The sequence below is a fragment of the Corynebacterium sanguinis genome, from assembly GCF_007641235.1.
Classification (GTDB): domain Bacteria; phylum Actinomycetota; class Actinomycetes; order Mycobacteriales; family Mycobacteriaceae; genus Corynebacterium; species Corynebacterium sanguinis.
Map to the genome: position 1 here is coordinate 85,793 of NZ_CP038157.1, position 16,037 is coordinate 101,829.

Annotated in this window: 15 protein-coding genes and 1 pseudogene; 4 read left to right on the forward strand and 12 right to left on the reverse strand. The window is 67.3% G+C overall.

All coding sequences use genetic code 11. The features are described 5' to 3' along the window. Positions 1–8 precede the first annotated feature (8 nt). The 6 genes from E3227_RS00460 to E3227_RS00485 all read right to left on the reverse strand — a co-directional run bounded on the left by E3227_RS00460 (position 9) and on the right by E3227_RS00485 (position 6,346). Positions 9–1,817 (reverse strand): ABC-F family ATP-binding cassette domain-containing protein, encoded by a 1,809-nt coding sequence (locus E3227_RS00460; RefSeq protein ID WP_144317222.1) that lies wholly within the window; start codon positions 1,815–1,817, stop codon positions 9–11. Between the two features lie 26 nt (positions 1,818–1,843). After that, positions 1,844–2,413: an exonuclease domain-containing protein gene (locus E3227_RS00465; protein WP_136649957.1), complete on the reverse strand. Its 570-nt coding sequence runs from the start codon at positions 2,411–2,413 to the stop codon at positions 1,844–1,846. A gap of 50 nt (positions 2,414–2,463) precedes the next feature. Further along, entirely contained in the window at positions 2,464–3,438 is a 975-nt protein-coding gene (locus tag E3227_RS00470; RefSeq protein WP_144317223.1) for a 4-(cytidine 5'-diphospho)-2-C-methyl-D-erythritol kinase, read from the reverse strand. Further along, the gene (gene rsmA, locus E3227_RS00475) at positions 3,435–4,289 is read right to left on the reverse strand and encodes a 16S rRNA (adenine(1518)-N(6)/adenine(1519)-N(6))-dimethyltransferase RsmA (protein WP_136649955.1); all 855 of its coding nucleotides are present in this window, start codon (positions 4,287–4,289) and stop codon (positions 3,435–3,437) included. Before rsmA ends, E3227_RS00470 begins: the two co-directional genes overlap by 4 nt. A 2-nt stretch (positions 4,290–4,291) precedes the next feature. Continuing rightward, entirely contained in the window at positions 4,292–5,437 is a 1,146-nt protein-coding gene (locus tag E3227_RS00480; protein WP_144317224.1) for a resuscitation-promoting factor, read from the reverse strand. Positions 5,438–5,524: 87 nt separating this feature from the next. Beyond that, positions 5,525–6,346 carry a TatD family hydrolase gene (locus E3227_RS00485; RefSeq protein ID WP_144317225.1) on the reverse strand — a complete coding sequence of 274 codons (822 nt, stop codon included), beginning with the start codon at positions 6,344–6,346 and terminating at the stop codon, positions 5,525–5,527. A 12-nt stretch (positions 6,347–6,358) separates the two neighbouring features. Between E3227_RS00485 and E3227_RS00490 the strand changes: the two genes are divergently transcribed. After that, the gene (locus E3227_RS00490; protein ID WP_136649952.1) at positions 6,359–6,742 is read left to right on the forward strand and encodes a DUF3806 domain-containing protein; all 384 of its coding nucleotides are present in this window, start codon (positions 6,359–6,361) and stop codon (positions 6,740–6,742) included. A 26-nt stretch (positions 6,743–6,768) separates the two neighbouring features. Continuing rightward, positions 6,769–7,245, forward strand: coding sequence for a hypothetical protein (locus tag E3227_RS00495; protein ID WP_144317226.1), 477 nt, complete (start codon positions 6,769–6,771; stop codon positions 7,243–7,245). Here E3227_RS00495 and E3227_RS00500 read toward each other — a convergent pair. The 4 genes from E3227_RS00500 to rsmI all read right to left on the reverse strand — a co-directional run bounded on the left by E3227_RS00500 (position 7,239) and on the right by rsmI (position 12,460). After that, a complete protein-coding gene (locus E3227_RS00500; RefSeq protein ID WP_246062707.1) occupies positions 7,239–7,925 on the reverse strand; it encodes an MFS transporter in 687 nt (228 codons plus the stop codon). The two genes, E3227_RS00495 and E3227_RS00500, sit on opposite strands and share 7 nt — an antisense overlap. Beyond that, a complete protein-coding gene (metG, locus tag E3227_RS00505) occupies positions 7,925–9,760 on the reverse strand; it encodes a methionine--tRNA ligase (RefSeq protein ID WP_144317227.1) in 1,836 nt (611 codons plus the stop codon). Before metG ends, E3227_RS00500 begins: the two co-directional genes overlap by 1 nt. Positions 9,761–9,794: 34 nt before the next feature. Then, entirely contained in the window at positions 9,795–11,525 is a 1,731-nt protein-coding gene (locus E3227_RS00510; protein WP_144317228.1) for a BCCT family transporter, read from the reverse strand. Between the two features lie 77 nt (positions 11,526–11,602). Beyond that, complete coding sequence (gene rsmI, locus E3227_RS00515; protein ID WP_144317229.1) at positions 11,603–12,460, reverse strand: 16S rRNA (cytidine(1402)-2'-O)-methyltransferase; 858 nt, start codon at positions 12,458–12,460, stop codon at positions 11,603–11,605. Here rsmI and E3227_RS00520 point away from each other — a divergent pair. Then, positions 12,459–14,033, forward strand: a complete 1,575-nt coding sequence (locus E3227_RS00520) for a dolichyl-phosphate-mannose--protein mannosyltransferase (protein ID WP_144317230.1) — start codon at positions 12,459–12,461, stop codon at positions 14,031–14,033. The genes rsmI and E3227_RS00520 overlap by 2 nt on opposite strands. 322 nt (positions 14,034–14,355) lie before the next feature. On the opposite strand, the gene E3227_RS00525 is transcribed toward E3227_RS00520, so the two are convergent. Then, on the reverse strand, positions 14,356–14,982 hold the full coding sequence (locus E3227_RS00525; RefSeq protein WP_144317231.1) for a zf-HC2 domain-containing protein: 627 nt from the start codon (positions 14,980–14,982) through the stop codon (positions 14,356–14,358). Continuing rightward, complete coding sequence (locus tag E3227_RS00530) at positions 14,975–15,382, reverse strand: DoxX family protein (protein ID WP_144317232.1); 408 nt, start codon at positions 15,380–15,382, stop codon at positions 14,975–14,977. Before E3227_RS00530 ends, E3227_RS00525 begins: the two co-directional genes overlap by 8 nt. Before the next feature lie 53 nt (positions 15,383–15,435). On the opposite strand from E3227_RS00530, the pseudogene E3227_RS00535 reads away from it, so the two are divergent. Further along, positions 15,436–16,036 (forward strand): annotated as a pseudogene (locus E3227_RS00535) (DNA-3-methyladenine glycosylase I). Position 16,037: the final 1 nt, after the last annotated feature.

Sequence of the window (16,037 nt, forward strand, 5' to 3'; positions counted from 1 at the left end):
CACCTAGGTTACTCGTTGCCGGACTCTAGCTTCTCCCCCAACTCAAGCCACTCCATCTCGTGCGCCTCGCGCTCCTCGCGCGCGTCGTCCAACTCCTTGGTCACCTGCCCGATCTGCTCGAAATCGGGCGCGTCCGCACTGGAGAGCTCGGCGATGCGTGCCTCCAGCGCACCGACGCGCTCATCGGCCTTGGCGATCTTGCGCTCAAGCGCGTTCATCTGTTTGCGCAGCTCGCGCTCTTCCTGCGAGGACATTGAGCGCTGCTTGACGACGCCGCCCTTGCCGCCACCCAAGTCAAGTGGGCCGCTGCTGCCCTCCTCGTGCTGGCGGCGCTGCAGGTACTGCTCAATCCCGCCCGGCAGGTTGGTCAACTCGCCGTCGCCGAACAGCGCGTAGGTGCTATCGGCGATGCGCTCGATGAGGTAGCGATCGTGGGAGATCACGACCAGGGTCCCGGCCCAGCCGTCGAGCAGGTCCTCGAGCTCCTGGAGCGTGTCGATGTCGAGGTCGTTGGTGGGCTCGTCGAGAAGCAGCACGTTGGGCTCGCTCATCAGCACGCGGGTGAGCTGCAGGCGGCGGCGCTCGCCGCCGGAGAGGTCGCCGACCGGGGTGCGCTGGCGCTTCGGGCTGAACCCGAGCCGCTCGGCGAGCTGAGAGGCGGAGATGTCCTTGCCGCCGAGCTGGATGTAGGTGGCAACGTCCTCTACGGCGTCGATGACGCGGCGCGTGGGGTCGAGGTCGTCGAGCTCCTGGCGCAACCAGCCGATGCGGGTGGTCTGCCCCTCGACGCGTTTGCCGGCGGCCAGCGGGTACTCGCCGGCGAGCACGCGCAGCAGCGTGGTCTTGCCGGAGCCGTTGACGCCGACGAGGCCGATGCGCTCGCCCGGCGCGAGGCGCCACGTCAGGTCGTCCGCCAGCACGCGTCCGTCCGGCGCCTCGATGCGCGCGTCGTGCAGCTCGATGACCACCTTGCCCTGGCGCGCCTTCGAAAACGCCATGAGCTCCACAGTGTCGCGCGGGGCGGGCACGTTGGCGATCAGCGCCTCGGCCGCTTCGATACGGTAGCGCGGCTTCGACGTGCGCGCCGGGGCGCCGCGGCGCAGCCACGCGAGCTCCTTGCGCGCGAGGTTGGCGCGGCGCTGCTCGACCGCGTCGGCCTGGCGGGCCCGCTCGGCGCGCGCGAAGGTCCAGTCGTTGTACCCGCCGGCGTAGACGTCGACGGTGCCGTCGTGGACTTCCCACGTGAGCGTGGCCACCGTGTCCAGGAACCAGCGGTCGTGCGTCACCACCACGACCGCGATTTTGCGGGCCAGCAGATGCTCGGCGAGCCACTGCACGCCCTCGACGTCAAGGTGGTTGGTCGGCTCGTCGAGCACGACAAGGTCGAGGTCTTGGACTAGGGCGGCGGCGAGGTTCACGCGCCGGCGCTCCCCGCCCGAGAGCTGCCCCACCGGGGTGTCCAGCCCGAGCTCCACCACCCCGGTGCCTTGCAGCACCTCGCGCACCTTCGCGTTCGAGGCCCACTGGTAGGTGGCGACACCGAGCGGTTCGACAACGGCCTCACCGATGGTGAGGTTCTCGTCTAGGTCGAAGCGCTGGGTCACCACGGCCATGCGCAGGTCCGAGTTGTGGGAGACGCGTCCGGCGTCGGGCGCCTCGATTCCGGTGAGGACCTCGAGCAGGGTGGTTTTGCCTCCGCCGTTGACGCCGACGATGCCGATGCGGTCGCCGGTTTGCACGCCGAGCGACACGCCGTCCAGCAGGGTCTTTAGCCCCCAGGACTTGGAGACGTTTTCGAGGTTGATCAGGTTCGCCATAGGCTGACCAGTCTAGACCACCCCCGCTAGCTCAACGCCGAGTGCAGGTACGAGCTGCGGCGGAGCTTGCCGACGATGTGCGCGCAGGCCAACGCGTCGGAATCCGCGGTGTGGTGGACCAGGTCGAAAGTCGGGGCGCAGTAGGCGGCAACCGTCGGCAGCCGGTAGTCGCGCAGCCCCGGGATCAGCCGGCGCGCGGTGCGGCACGTGCAGTAGAACTGCGCAGGGAACGTGCCGGTGAAGTAGTAGGCGTCGAGCGCGCGCCACACCGCGGCGTCGAACGGGGCGTTGTGGGCCCACACGGGCAGCTCGCCGACAAGTGCATGGACGTCGTCGGCAATGTCGTACCAGGTGGGGGCCTGCTCCACGTCGCCGCGCTCGATGCCGTGGATGTAGGTGAAGTCGAAGCGGATGTACTCCTCCGGCGGGCGCAGGTAGGTTACCAGCTGGTCAACCACCCTGTCGCCCGCGACCTTGACCAGCGCGACCTGGCAGGCAGACGCGGGGCTGAGCCGGTTGGCGGTCTCGAAATCGACGGTGACGAACTCAGGCGCGTGAAGCGCCTCGCGCGTCGGGATGTAAACGGCTGGTCTCATGAGCACTCACGCTATCGCCCAGCCCAGACAGACTCCGTGAGGTTTTCGCACTAGTATTCTAGAACTTCACGCGCGCCCGTCGTCGGGCCAGCCGCGCACACTATCTCGTAGCCGTCGAAGGCGGCTTCGATGCGGTCGCGGGCATCCAGCGCATCTTCTTCGTCTTCGCACAGCAGCGCCACGGTCGGCCCGGAGCCGGAGACGATCGCCCGCAGCCCGCAGTCGGCCGCGAAGTCAAGCAGCGCCCGAAGCTGCGGGCGCATCGCCACGGCAACCGGCTGCAGGTCGTTGTGCAGCGCGCGGGCGACCAGCCGGGGCTCCCCGGTAAGCAGGCACCGGGACAGCGTGGTGGTGTTGAGGTGCGGAACGACCGAGGCGTCGTTGTGGCGCAGGTCGTCGAGACGCGAAAACGCCTCCCCCGTCGGCAGCGGCACGCTGGGGTTGATAAACACCCACCAGTACAACCCGCGCGACATCATCTCCACCACCTCGTCACCCCGGCCCGCGCCCAGCGCGGTGCCACCCATCAGGCAAAACGGCACGTCGGCACCCAGCGACTTGGCAAGATCCACGATGGTGTCGCGGCTCAGCGTGGTACCGCCGTAGTGCCCCACGAACGCGTTCGCGGCGAGCAGCGCGGCCGCCGCGTCGGCGGAGCCGCCTGCCATGCCGCCAGCGACGAAGACGTTCTTCTCCACCTCAATGCTCACCCGTGGCAGCGACACCGCGCCGTCGATGCGGCGGTAGGCGTCCACCACCGCGTCGACCGCGCGCCACGCGAGGTTGGCCGGCGTGTCTATGTCTTCTGCCGGCCGCTTCACGCCAAACGACGTCGTCATGCCCGTGACCACGGAGCCCTGCGTCACCCGTGGAGCTCGCGTGTCGACGCTCAACCTCACCGTCTCCCACAGATCAACGGATTGGAACACCGTCACCAGATCGTGATAGCCATCGGCGCGCGCCTCCCCCACCCCGAGGTGGAGGTTCACCTTCGCGGGCGCGGTGGCAACGAAATGGAGGATCACTGCGCGCCCCCGGCCCGGGCGAGGCGGATGAAGTCGTCGACCGAGAGCTTCTCGCCGCGCAACCCGGGGTCGATGCCGGCGTCGACAAGCGCCTGCTCGGCCGCCGCGGGCGAGCCGTACACGCCCGCCAGCGTCGAACGCAGGGTCTTGCGTCGCTGGGCGAACGCGGCGTCGACAAGCGGGAACACGGATGAGCGCAAGTTGCGATCGGTGTCCGGGTCAACGTCGATACGCACCAGCCCGGACTCGATGTTCGGCGCTGGCCAGAACACGTTTTTGCCGATCGTCCCGGCGCGGCTGACGCGCCCGTAGAAGGCGGCCTTGACGCTGGGCACGCCGTAGATCTTCGAGCCCGGCTCGGCGGCGAGGCGGTCCGCGACTTCTTTTTGCACCATGACCAGTACCCGGCGAATCGTCGGGAACTCCTCGAGCAGGTGCAGCAGCACGGGCACGGAGACGTTGTACGGCAGGTTGGCCACTAGCGCCGTCGGAGCGCGCGAGATGTCCGCCCGGCGCACGCGCAGCGCGTCCGCGCAAACGACCTCGAGGCGCTCGGCGAAGCTTTCAGCGCGCTGTTCGACGGTACGCGCCAGGCGGCCCGCGAGGCGCGGGTCGATCTCCAGCGCGATGACGTGGGCGACGGAATCGATCAGCCCGAGGGTAAGCGAGCCCAGCCCGGGGCCGACCTCGACGACGACGTCGTCGGCGCTCAGCTCCGCGGCCGCGACGATGCGGCGAACCGTGTTCGGGTCGTGCACGAAGTTCTGGCCGAGCTTCTTCGTCGGGGTCACCCCGAGCTCGCTGGCCAGCTCGCGGACCTCAACGGGTCCGAGGAGGTGGGACTCAACCACCGTTAGCGCAGGCCCAGCTTCGCGGTGCAGGCGGGCCAGGCGCCCCAGCCCTGGGCGGCCTGGGTCTTCTCGGCGATCGCGATCTGCTGCTCGCGGGTGGCCAGATCGGCGGTCGGCGCGTACTGGGTGCCGCCGTAGGCCGCCCAGGTGCCCGGGTTGAACTGCAGGCCGCCGTGGTAGCCGTTGCCGGTGTTGATCGACCAGTTGCCGCCGGACTCGCACTGCGCGATCTGGTCCCACACCGAGCCGCCGGCGACCGACGGGGCGCTCGCGGCGGTGGCGGCGGGGGCAGCGGCGGCCTTGGTGCCGCGGACGACGGTGGCGGGAACCGCGGGGCGGATCTCCTTCTCGCCGGCCGGGCCGGAGGACTCCACGACGCCGTTGACGGTGACGGTACGGTGCAGCACCTTCTTCTCACCCTTCGCGCCCGGCTCGCGGACCTCCTCGGTACCCGCGGGGAGGTTGTTGTCCTCCACCACGTGGGCCGGGGCGTCGAACTCGACGGTCTCGGAGGTCTCGGAGACGTCGACGCGGTCGAGCACGATCTGCATGTTCGGCTCGAGCGGGGCCTGAAGCGGGACGTTGAGGCGGTCTTTGGAGTCGAAGGTGATCCCGCGGGCGGCGAGCAGGTCGCCGACGGTCTTGGCGGCCTCCGAGGTGTAGACGACGTTGCCGCCGTCCTTGATGGAGACGATCTTCGGGGTGGTCACGTCGATGGTCATGCCATCGGTCAGCGGCTGGTCCGGGTGCGCGCTCAGTGCCGAGGCGGCGGTAATGCCGGCCTCGCTGACCAGGTCCGCGACCGTCGCGGCGGTAGACGTGAGCTGCTGCTCAGCGCCGTCGATCACCAGTGCGACCGGCTTGGCGGTGCGCACCGTGACGGTGGCCCCGGACTGCAGTGCGTCCGACGGCGCCGGGTAGACGAGGTCGGCTGCGCCCACCTGCACGCCGGCCGCCTGCAGCGCGCCCTCGACGTTGTCCGAGTAGGTGCGCACCGTGGTGGCTTCGCCGTTGACGTCGACGGTGACGTTCTTCTGGGCCGCTGCGGCGGCGGTGGCGGCGCCGCCGACGATGACAGCGCCTGCGACGCTGCCCGCGATAACGCGGCGGGTGGCGGAGGTGGTGGAGTTAATGCGCTTGGCAGCCATAAATCGTGTTCCCTAACATCGGTAAGTGTCCTGGCAGTCGTTGTAACAATACGGTAACAATCCGTAATACGCAATATCGTGCGGGGGCTAGACCCCGAACATGCGGCTGTACGTCTGTCCCACCTCGTTGGCAAGCTCGGCGGGCTCGATGCCCCGCGCCTGCGCCACCACGGCCGCGGTGTGCCCGATCAGCGACGGCTCGTTGCGCGCGCCCCGAAACGGTTCCGGGGTCATGTACGGCGCGTCGGTCTCAATCAGAAGCTGCCCCACCGGGGCGAGCGCGGCGGCCTCGCGCAGGTAGTCGTTGCGCTTGAACGTGACGTTTCCGGCAAACGACAGCACGTACCCGCGCTCGATCGCTTCGCGCGCCACATCGACCGGGGAGGAGAAGCAGTGCAGCATCACCTCGCGCGGGCGTGGGGAATCGGCGAGGATGCGCAGCATGTCCTCGTCGCCCTCGCGGTTGTGGATCATCAGCGACTTGCCGGTGTCCACGGCGAGCTGAATGTGGAAGCGAAACGCCTCCTCCTGCACCTCAAGCGGGGCGGTGCCGTCAGGGTCGTGGGTGATCCAGTAGGCGTCCACTCCCGTCTCGCCGATGGCGACGCAGCGCGGGTCCGCGGCCATCTCGGTCAGGCGGGTGCGCGCGGCGCTATCCAGCTCGTGGGCGCGCGTCGGGTGGATCGCGCACGCCGCGACAACGCTTGGGTGCTCGTGGGCGGCGGCGAGTGCCCTTTCCGCCTCATCCAGTCCGTCGCCGACGGTGCAGATCCGCTCCACGCCGGCCGCCTTGGCCCGCGCAACCAGCTCGGAGAGCGGTTCTTTGATGGAGGCGAGGTGCGTGTGGGCGTCGACAAGCCCGGCGATCGGCTCCGCGGGGACCGGCGTCGGGCGCTTCTTTTTACTCATACGATAGAGACTATGGCATTCGCAGACATCGACGCTTCGACCCGCTCCCAGATCGAGACCGACCTGCTCGAGGCCGCCGCGCGCGGCATCACCGGCGACGCAACGGCCATCGCGGAGTCCTTCGAGGCGGTGATCACGGAGTACCTCGCCTCCGACCCCGACCTGAAGCGCTCCTTCCCGCGCGGGGAGACCGCCCGCATCTACGGCACGGCGCTTGGCGACGCCCTCGTGCGCGAGCACGGCTTTTCCTGGAAGCTGCTTCACGACGACTACGGCACCGACCTCGTCGTCATGCAAACCCCGGAGCGCTACACCGCCCCCATCGTCGTGGTCGACTCGCGATTCGAGGATGACGAGCCCGGCAAGCTCACCGCATTCATTAAGCAGTTTCTCTAGCGGAGTTCACGGGTATCGTCGGGGGTATGAACCAGATCACGCTGCCGGCCCACACCGCGCTCGTCGCCCACGACACTGTCGGCCCCGACGCGCTCCGCGAGTTCTTCGACCACTACTACCCGCTGCTCCACGAATTCACCGAATCCGTCGGGGTGCTGCCCCAGGCCGCGCGTGCCTACTACTTCAGCCCACCCGGCGAGGCGTTCGATATCGCGGCCGGGTTCGTCATCGCCGACGAGGATCTCGACCTCATCGCCCCGCTTATCGACGACATCGGCGACGGCCACGTCTCCTTGAAGCGCTTCGAAGAGATCGAGGCCGTAGTAAAGCGCGTCACCTGTGCGTACAGCGATCTCGGGGCGCAGTGGGACGAGTTCGCCGCGGCCACGGAGGCGGACGGCCACGCCGTGGACAGACTGCTCATCGAGGAGTACGTCACCATGGGCGACGACCAGGACGCGCCGGTGACGGACCTGTTTATCCCGCTAACTCGTCCTCAATAAAGACGCGCCGGGAGGCGGCGAGCCCAGCCCGCCGAGAACAAGCGAGAGCAACGCCGACGAGCAGCGGCCCGGCGGCCGCGAGGATGTAGCCGACGGGCTGCACAAACCCAGACAGCCGCGCGGTGACGATCACCGTGCGGGTGCGCGCCGGGATCAGTGCCAGCGCCAGCGGGAAGCACCAGCCGCCGAGGCCGGAGGTGCGCAGCAGAAGATCGGCGCGGTGGTGGGTGCGAACACCACGCCCAGGTACCCGGCGGCGCAGAAACCGACACGGTGGCCGAGTAGATGGTGGTCAGCGCGACGATGTGCGCGCCGCCGTACTTGTTGATCCATGCCGGCAGGATCACGTTGACCAGCGCGATGCCGCCCGCCACGGAGATCGTAGCCAGGATAAACAGAGAAATCATCGGAGCGAACGGGCGCAGCGCGAGGCCCGCGGCCGTTGCGATGGCGGCCGCGAGCAGCGTCGGCGTCAACCCGACCCGGCGCGCCAGCGGCACCGCGCTGAGCCCGAAGACGCAAAACAGTGCCCCGGGCATCGCGGTGATCACCCCGCCGATGGAGGCGGGGGCGTTGTAGTGCGCTAGGACGTCGTCAAGCACGGCGCCTACCGACGCCATACCGGCGCGCAGGTTAATCGCGGCGATGGCCACCGCGACGAACAGCAACGCGGGGCGCATTACTGGACGGGCGCCCACGCGGGTCCGGTTTCGCCGAGTTCGGGATCCAGCTTGGCAATCAGCGGCTGCGGCTTGCTCAGTGCCGTGCCCGGGGTGACGTCAACGCGAGCCCACACGGCCTTCTGCTTGGTGTAGTCGCCGGTGATGGTCATGTAGGTCTGGCCCTTGTCGGGCAGGCCGGCCCCGACGAGCTCGACATCGGCGTCGTCGGTGACCTCCTCGATCACCGGGCTCACCGCCCACCGCCCGTCGCGACCCAGCGTCTCGTGCACGCGCTGCGCGGTGTGCGGGATAAAGGGGGTGAGCATGGCGTTGCAGTCGGAGACGACCTGCAGCGCGGTCCACAGCACCGTGGCCAAGCGGTCGCGCTGCGCCGGGTCCTTCGCCAGCTTCCACGGTTCGTTCTCCGCGATGTAGGCGTTGGCCTCTCCGACGACGTGCATGACCTTGGTAATCGCGTTCTTGAACTTCGCCTCTCCCAAGTCCGCGCCGGCCTCGACGAAGGTGCGCTCGGCCAGGTCCAGGATGCGCTGGTCAGATTCCTCCAGCACGCCAGGCGCGGGCACCTCGCCGAAGTTCTTGTGGGCCATGGACACCGTGCGGTTAACCAGGTTGCCCCACCCGTTGGCCAGCTCGTTGTTCACCCGGCGCACGAACTCGTCCCAGGTGAAGTCCGTGTCGTTGTTTTCTGGGCCGGCGACCGCGATGAAGTAGCGCAGCGGGTCCGGTCCAAACTCGGCGAGGAAGTCCTTGACGTAGATCACCACGCCCTTCGACGAGGAGAACTTCGAGCCGGACATGGTGAGAAACTCCGAGGACACGACCTCGGTGGGCAGGTTGAGCTCCCCGAGCACACCCGGGCTGCCGCCGGTCGCGCCCTTGCCCGCGTAGCCGAGCAGCTCCGCCGGCCAGATCTGCGAGTGGAAGGTGATGTTGTCCTTGCCCATGAAGTAGTAGCCCTCGGTGGCGGGGTCCTGCCAAAACGCCTTCCACGCATCCGGGTCGCCCGAGCGCGCCGCCCACTCGATCGAGGCGGAGAGGTAGCCCACCACCGCGTCGAACCACACGTAGAGCTTCTTCGAGGGGTTGTCCTGCCAGCCCTCGACCGGGATCGGGATGCCCCAGTCAATGTCGCGGGTCATCGCACGCGGGCGCATGTCCTCGAGTAGGTTCAGGGAGAACTTCAGCACGTTGGGGCGCCAGTCTTCGCGGGTCCCAAGCCACGTCTTCAGGGCGTCGTGAAGCGAGGGCAAATCGAGCATGAAGTGCTCGGTGTCGACGAACTCCGGGGTCTCCCCGTTGATCTTGGACACCGGGTTGATCAGGTCGGCCGGATCGAGCTGGTTGCCGCAGGTGTCGCACTGGTCGCCGCGCGCGTCGGTCGCGCCGCAGATCGGGCAGGTGCCCTCAATGTAGCGATCCGGCAGGGTGCGACCCGTTGACGGGGAAATCGCGCCCCGGGTGGTCTCCTTGACCATGTAACCGTTGGCGTAGAGCCCCTTGAACAGCTCCTGCACCACGGCGTAGTGGTTACGAGTGGTGGTGCGGGTGAACAAGTCGTAGGACAGGCCCAGGCCCGCGAGGTCCTCGACGATCTGCGCGTTGTAGCGATCCGCGAGCTCCTTGACAGTCACGCCCTCCTTGTCCGCCTGGACCAGAAGCGGGGTGCCGTGCTCATCGGTGCCGGAGACCATGAGCACATTGCGGCCCGTCATGCGCTGGTAGCGCGCAAAAACATCGGAGGGAACCCCGAAACCGGCGACGTGGCCGATGTGGCGGGGGCCGTTGGCATAGGGCCAGGCAACGCAAACGAGGACGTTGTCGTGAGAAGTCATGGCCTCAACCTTACTGCCGGCCCGGGGTGATGATTCACTTTACCTGCCGTTTGCGGGCTTCTAGCTGGAGCTGCTCGCGGTGGCGGCGGCGCTCCACCGCGAGCTGCCGGGCGAAGCGCTCCTGTTCCTTGGCATCGAGGTAGATCGGGTCATTGGAGACATCTTTAACAATCGCGAACATCAGCGCGACGAGGATGAACAAGAACGGTGTCGCCGCGACGATGGTGACCGACTGCAAGGAGTTGAGCGCGTCGCTGCCACCGTTGACCAGCAGCATCAGACCGACACCCGCGGTTCCGAGGCCGAAGACCGCGGCGAGCCATGATTTGGCATTAATGCGCCCATTCTGCGCCATCGACGCCATCACTGTGGAGGCCGAGTCGGCGGAGGTGATGAAGAACGTCCCGAGCAAAATCACGGCGAAGATGCCCATGAAGAATCCGCCGGGCAGGCTGTGCAAAAGGCTAAAGAGCTGGTCTTCGGGGTCCCCGGAGCCGTAGATCGAGTTACCCTCCTGCTCGAGTTTGATGGCGTAGCCGCCGAAGATGGTAAACCAGATTGTCGACAGCATCGAAGGCACGAGCAATACGCCGAGGCAGAACTCGCGGATCGTGCGCCCACGCGAGATGCGCGCCAGGAACATGCCGACGAAGGGCGACCATGAGATCCACCACGCCCAGTAGAAGATGGTCCAGCCAGAGAGAAACGCCCCCGCCTCGCCGTCGGCGCTTTCCGCGGTGCGGGCCGCCATGGAGAAGAATTGGTTCACGTAGGAACCAATCGCGGTGGGCAGCATGTTCAGCATGCTGACCGTTGGCCCGACAACGAAGACGAAGACTGCCAAGAGCGCAGCGATGATCATGTTGAAGTTAGACAACAGCCGGATTCCGCGCGAGACGCCGGAGACTGCGGAGATCAAAAAAGCAAGTGTGAGTACCGAAATGATGCCGATGGTCAGCTGCGTCGAGGGGGATTCGACGAACCCGGAGGCGCGCAGCCCCGAGGTGATTTGCAGCGCGCCGAGGCCGAGCGAGCAGGCCGTGCCGAAGATGGTGGCGAAGATGGCGAGCGCATCGATGATCTTGCCCACGAAGCCCTCAGCGCCCTTTTGCCCGATCATCGGGACAAAGGCGCTGGACAGGAGCTGCTTCCGGCCGAGTCGGAAGGTTGAGTATGCGATAGCCAGCCCGATCACGGCATAGAGTGCCCACGGGTGCAGCGTCCAGTGGAACATCGTCTGCGCCATGGAGGTGCCCACCTCGTTGGCCGGCCGTCCAGGAACACCGTCGCGGTACATGCTCAGCGGCTCGGATGCGCCGTAGAACATGAGCCCGATGCCCATGCCAGCGGCAAACATCATGGAAATCCACGACGCGGTGGAGAACTCGGGCTGCTCGCCGGGCCTGCCGAGGCGGATGGAGCCGAACTTTGAGAAGGCGATCACCAAAACGAAGCCGACGAAAATGGTGCCGAACAGCACAAAGGCCCAACCGAGATTGCTGATGACCCAGCTAAACGACTCGTTGGCGAACGCCGCGAAGCTGTTGGGGCCAATCAGGCCCCAGGCGACGATGCCCGCAACAACCACCACGATAGGGATGACGACCGCCCAGGTAATCGGGGCGTTGTCGTCGTCTGCCTCCGACCTAACGGTGTCGTCTTGGGCCGCCGAGAGACTCTCACCCCTGTGCTCGGCGTCGATCAGTGCTGCGAGCTCGCTCGTTGCCGACGGTGCGGAATCCGCTTCAAGGTCCTTGTCGCTCAATGGATGTCGCTCCTTTAGTGCTACTAGTGAGACGATTCTCAGGCGCTAGGCAGGCTACCCCACGTCGACGACATTCGTTAACCGAGATCGCGCTGTGTGAGGGCCTCGTCGTACAGATCCCCAGCCTTCACGCCGTGGGCGCGCGCGATGTCTTTCACCACGTCTTTGAGCCTTTCACCAGCATCGACGCGCGCCCTGACGGCATCGACCAGGTCGGTTGCGTTCCGCGCTGCGGGCGCGCCGCCCTCAATGACCACGGTGATCTCGCCGCGCAGCCCCTCGGCCGCCCACTGGGCGAGCTCGCTTAACGACGCCCTTTTCACCTCCTCGTAAGTCTTCGTCAGCTCGCGGCACACCGCGGCGCGCCGGTCGCCCCCGAGCACGTCAGCGGCGTCGGCAAGCGTGGCGCCGATGCGGTGCGGAGACTCGAAGAAGCACACGGCGCGGTGCTGGTCTTTTAGCGTTTCAAGCCATGCGCGGCGCGGGCCGGACTTGCGGGGTGCGAAACCGTCGAAGATGAAGTGGCCCACGTTCAGCCCGGATAGCGCGAGCGCCGTGGTCACCGCGGACGGCCCCGGCACGCAGGTGACGTTCACGCCGGCATCGTGCGCGGCGGAGACGACCACGTGGCCAGGGTCGGAGACCAGCGGCATCCCGGCGTCCGTGACGACGAGGACCATGCGGGTGCGGGCGGCGTCGATAAGCTCGTCGACGCGAAGCTTTTCGTTGTGGTCGAAGTTCGACACCACCTTGGCCGCGAGCTCGACCCCCAGCGCCGCCGCGAGCTGGCGGGTGCGGCGGGTGTCCTCCGCCGCGATCACGTCGGCGGCGCCCAGCGCCTCGACGAGGCGGGCCGAGGCGTCGCTGATGTTGCCCAGTGGGGTGGCCGCGAGCACGATGCCGGTGGCGGGGACGGTGGATTCGCTCTCGCTCATGGGGACCAAGGGTAATATCCCCGGGGTGACTACGGCCATCTCCCCCAAACGAGTTGCCCCGAGCCCGCCGGTAACCATCCCGTGGGCCAGGCGCGACACCGTGGCGCTGGCTATCGTGGCAGGGCTCGCGCTGTTGACCCGGCTCATCGGGCTGACCCAGCCCACCGCCGGCGGCACCCCCATCTTCGACGAGAAGCACTACGTCCCGCAGGCGTGGGACATGGTGCGCTCGTTTTCCAACCCGGTGCTCGGCGGGATCGAGTCGAACCCCGCCTACGGCCTGGTCGTGCACCCGCCGCTGGGCAAGCAGCTTTTGGCCATTGGCGAGTTCCTCTTCGGCTACACCCCACTCGGTTGGCGGATCATGCCCGCGCTCTTTGGCGTCGGGACCGTGGTGTTCACCCTGTTGCTGTGCCGCCGGCTGACCCAATCGACGGCGTTGGGGTTTGTGGCCGGGCTCATTGCCGTGTTCGACGGCGTGTTGCTGGTGACTGCGAAGTTCGGCATGCTCGACGTCTTCCAGGTGTTTTTCATCGTCGCCGCGGCCTGGACGCTGGCCGGCGATATGCGCGAGGCCCACGCGCGCATGCACCACGCGCAGATTACGGGCAATTTCGGCCCTCGCCTTGGGTTTCGCTGGTGGCGCTTCGCCACCGGCGTGCTTTTGGGCTTAGCACTGTCCGTGAAGTGGTCGGGGCTGTACTACATCGCGTTTTTCGGCCTGCTCTCCGCTTTCTGGGACCTGTGGCTGCGCCGCCGTTACGGGGTTGCCAAGCCCGTCGTGGGCACGCTGCTTCGCGACGTCCCGGCCGCGCTTGCCTCCCTCGTGGTGGTCCCGGCGCTGCTCTACATCTTCTCCTGGCGCGCCTGGTTCGCATCCGAAACATCCGTTTACCGCCACGCCGCTGTCGATGGGACGATCTCCGGCTCGGACTGGCCCTGGCTCGGAGCGCTGCCGGACGCTGTAGCGAGCTGGCTGTACTACCACCTCTCGGTGGCGGACTTCCACGCCAGTTTGACGTCGTCAAGCGGGCACTCGCACCCCTGGGACTCCAAGCCATGGGCGTGGCTCGTCGGCGCGCGCCCGATCCTGTACTACTCGGCGACCGACATTGACTGCGGGTTCACGACCTGCCGCGAGATGATCTTCCTCTTCGGTACTCCCGCGATCTGGTGGCTGACGGTGCCGGTGCTGCTGTGGTCTGCGTGGGTGTGGCTGACGCGCCGAGACGCCCGAGTCATCGTGCCGCTCATCGCGTTCGCGGCCGGATTTGTGCCTTGGCTGGCCGCGTTCGACCGTCAGATGTACTTCTTCTACGCTGCCGCGCTCGCGCCGTTTATCTGCGTGCTGCTCACCATCGCCGTCGGCTACGTGGCGCGGCTTGGCACCGCCGTGCCGCTGAAGTGGGTGCGCAAGCTCGCGGGATACCCCGTGACCACCGGCCAGCTCGCCGTGATTGTGTACCTGGCGCTGGTGGTCGGGATGTTCATCTACTTCGCGCCGATCCTCTACGGCATCCGCATCCCGGACTTCTACTACGCGTTGATTATGTGGTTGCCGAGCTGGCGGTAGTTTGGTTTGGTTGTGCGTTGTGCTGGGGTGGGTGTTGCGGTCGGTTAGATGTCACGGTCAACGGCTGGGCTGTGGTTGCGTCCTGGGGTTTTGCGGCCGGGTGGGGCCTGAGTGTGACATCTCACCCGGTCAGATGTCACGGTCAACGGTTCTGCCGTGGTTGCGACCTGCGGTTTTACCGCCGGGTGCGCCTTGACTGTGACATCTCACCCGGCCAAACGTCACGGTCGATGGTTGCAGAGTGATCGCGACCTGCGGTTTCACGGCCGGGCGCGCCTCGACCGTGACATCTCACCGCCCCACCAAACAACGAAAACCCACCCTACGTCGGATCCGCACCCAGCGACCGCCACGCCCGGCGCAGCTGCGGCCCGCGATCCACGGCGAGGGTACCCAGCAGCGCGATGAGGGTCGGCAGCAGGATCAGAACGTGGGGCGCCACGCCCGAACCGGTATCGAGCACTGCGTCGCGCACCACAAAACCCAGAGTGAAGGTAAACATGGTGCCCACCACCAGCGCGATGCCGGGGATCTGGGCCGGGCGCGCCGCGGTGTAGGCGAGCGCGGTGGCCACGCCGAGGCGCACCGATGCCGTGCCCGACTCTCCTCCATTGACAAGGTGCATCACTGCCCACGCCAGCCACACCAGCGCCGCCGCGACAAGCGCAACACGGCACAGGGTCAGCAGCACCATGCGCCGCTGCGACAGCTTGCGCCACTCGCCCTCGACACCGGCGAGGATCACCGTGGAGAGGTTTTCCGGTGGCGCCATCCCGCCGCCAATCTCGGCGAAGCGCAGGTTGCGAGACAGGGAGAGAATCCGCTGGTAGTAGGCGCTGCACTCGGCGCACTCGGCGACGTGGGCGTCGACGACGGCGTCGTCAAGCCCGCTCGATTCCCCGTCGACGCGGGCGGAGAGCGCGGCGCGCACCTGGTCGTGGCTAAGCACGAGCTAACACCCCGTCGAGGCTGGCGCGCCCGGCGCCGAAGACGACCACGATAAACAGCGCGCTCGCGAGCACCACCGGGTACTCCACCCCGCCGGCCTCGGCGAAGAACCCGTGGTCAAGGTGGACAAAGTAGGCGGCCGCCGCGGCGAGCAGCGCCAACACACCCGCGACCAACGTGGTCAGCAGACCGATAACCAGCAGCGCACCGCCGATGAGCTCGACGGACCCGGCGAGGTAGGCGCTGAGCTTAGGCTGGGGCACGCCCCATTCGGCGAATTGCGCGGCCGAGCGCGCCATGCCCGTTTCAAACCAGCGGCGGTAACCGTGGGCGACGAAAACGGCGCCGAGGACAAAACGCAACACCAAAAGCGCGAAGTCGCGAACCGCGGGCCTGTTCATGTGGAATAGATTACCTGTGGAACCTGCGGGCGCGAACTACAGTCCAACAGGGTATGAAACTCAAAGAAAACGGACTCATCATCGGCGACGACGGCCGCGCCCGCCCCCCCCTGGGCCGCCGCCGACGAGTTGCTGCGCAACTACTACGACACCGAGTGGGGCATGCCCGTGACCGACGAGCGCGGCATGTTCGAGCGCGTCTGCCTCGAGGGCTTCCAAGTGGGCTTGTCGTGGCGGCTGATCCTGCAAAAGCGCGACGCGCTGCGCGAGGCCTTCTGCGGCTTCGACCCCGATGCCGTCGCGTGCATGGACTCGATCGAGCATTTGCTTTCCGACGCCTCCCTGATACGCAACCGCCGCAAACTCGAGGCGGTGATCACCAACGCCCGGGCCACCGTCGCCCTGCGCGAACGCGGCACCGACCTCGCCGAGTTCGTCTGGTCGTACCAGCCGGAGACGACCCCGGCGCCGACAACGATGGACGAGGTGCCCACGCGCTCGCACGAGTCCGAGCAGCTGGCGAAGGATCTCAAGGCGCTCGGGTTCCGCTTCGTCGGCCCGGTAACCATGTACGCGCTCATGGAGTCGACGGGGGTTGTGGATACGCACCTGGTGGGTAGCTGGCGCAGGGGCTCCTCCGGTATCTGGGGGTAGG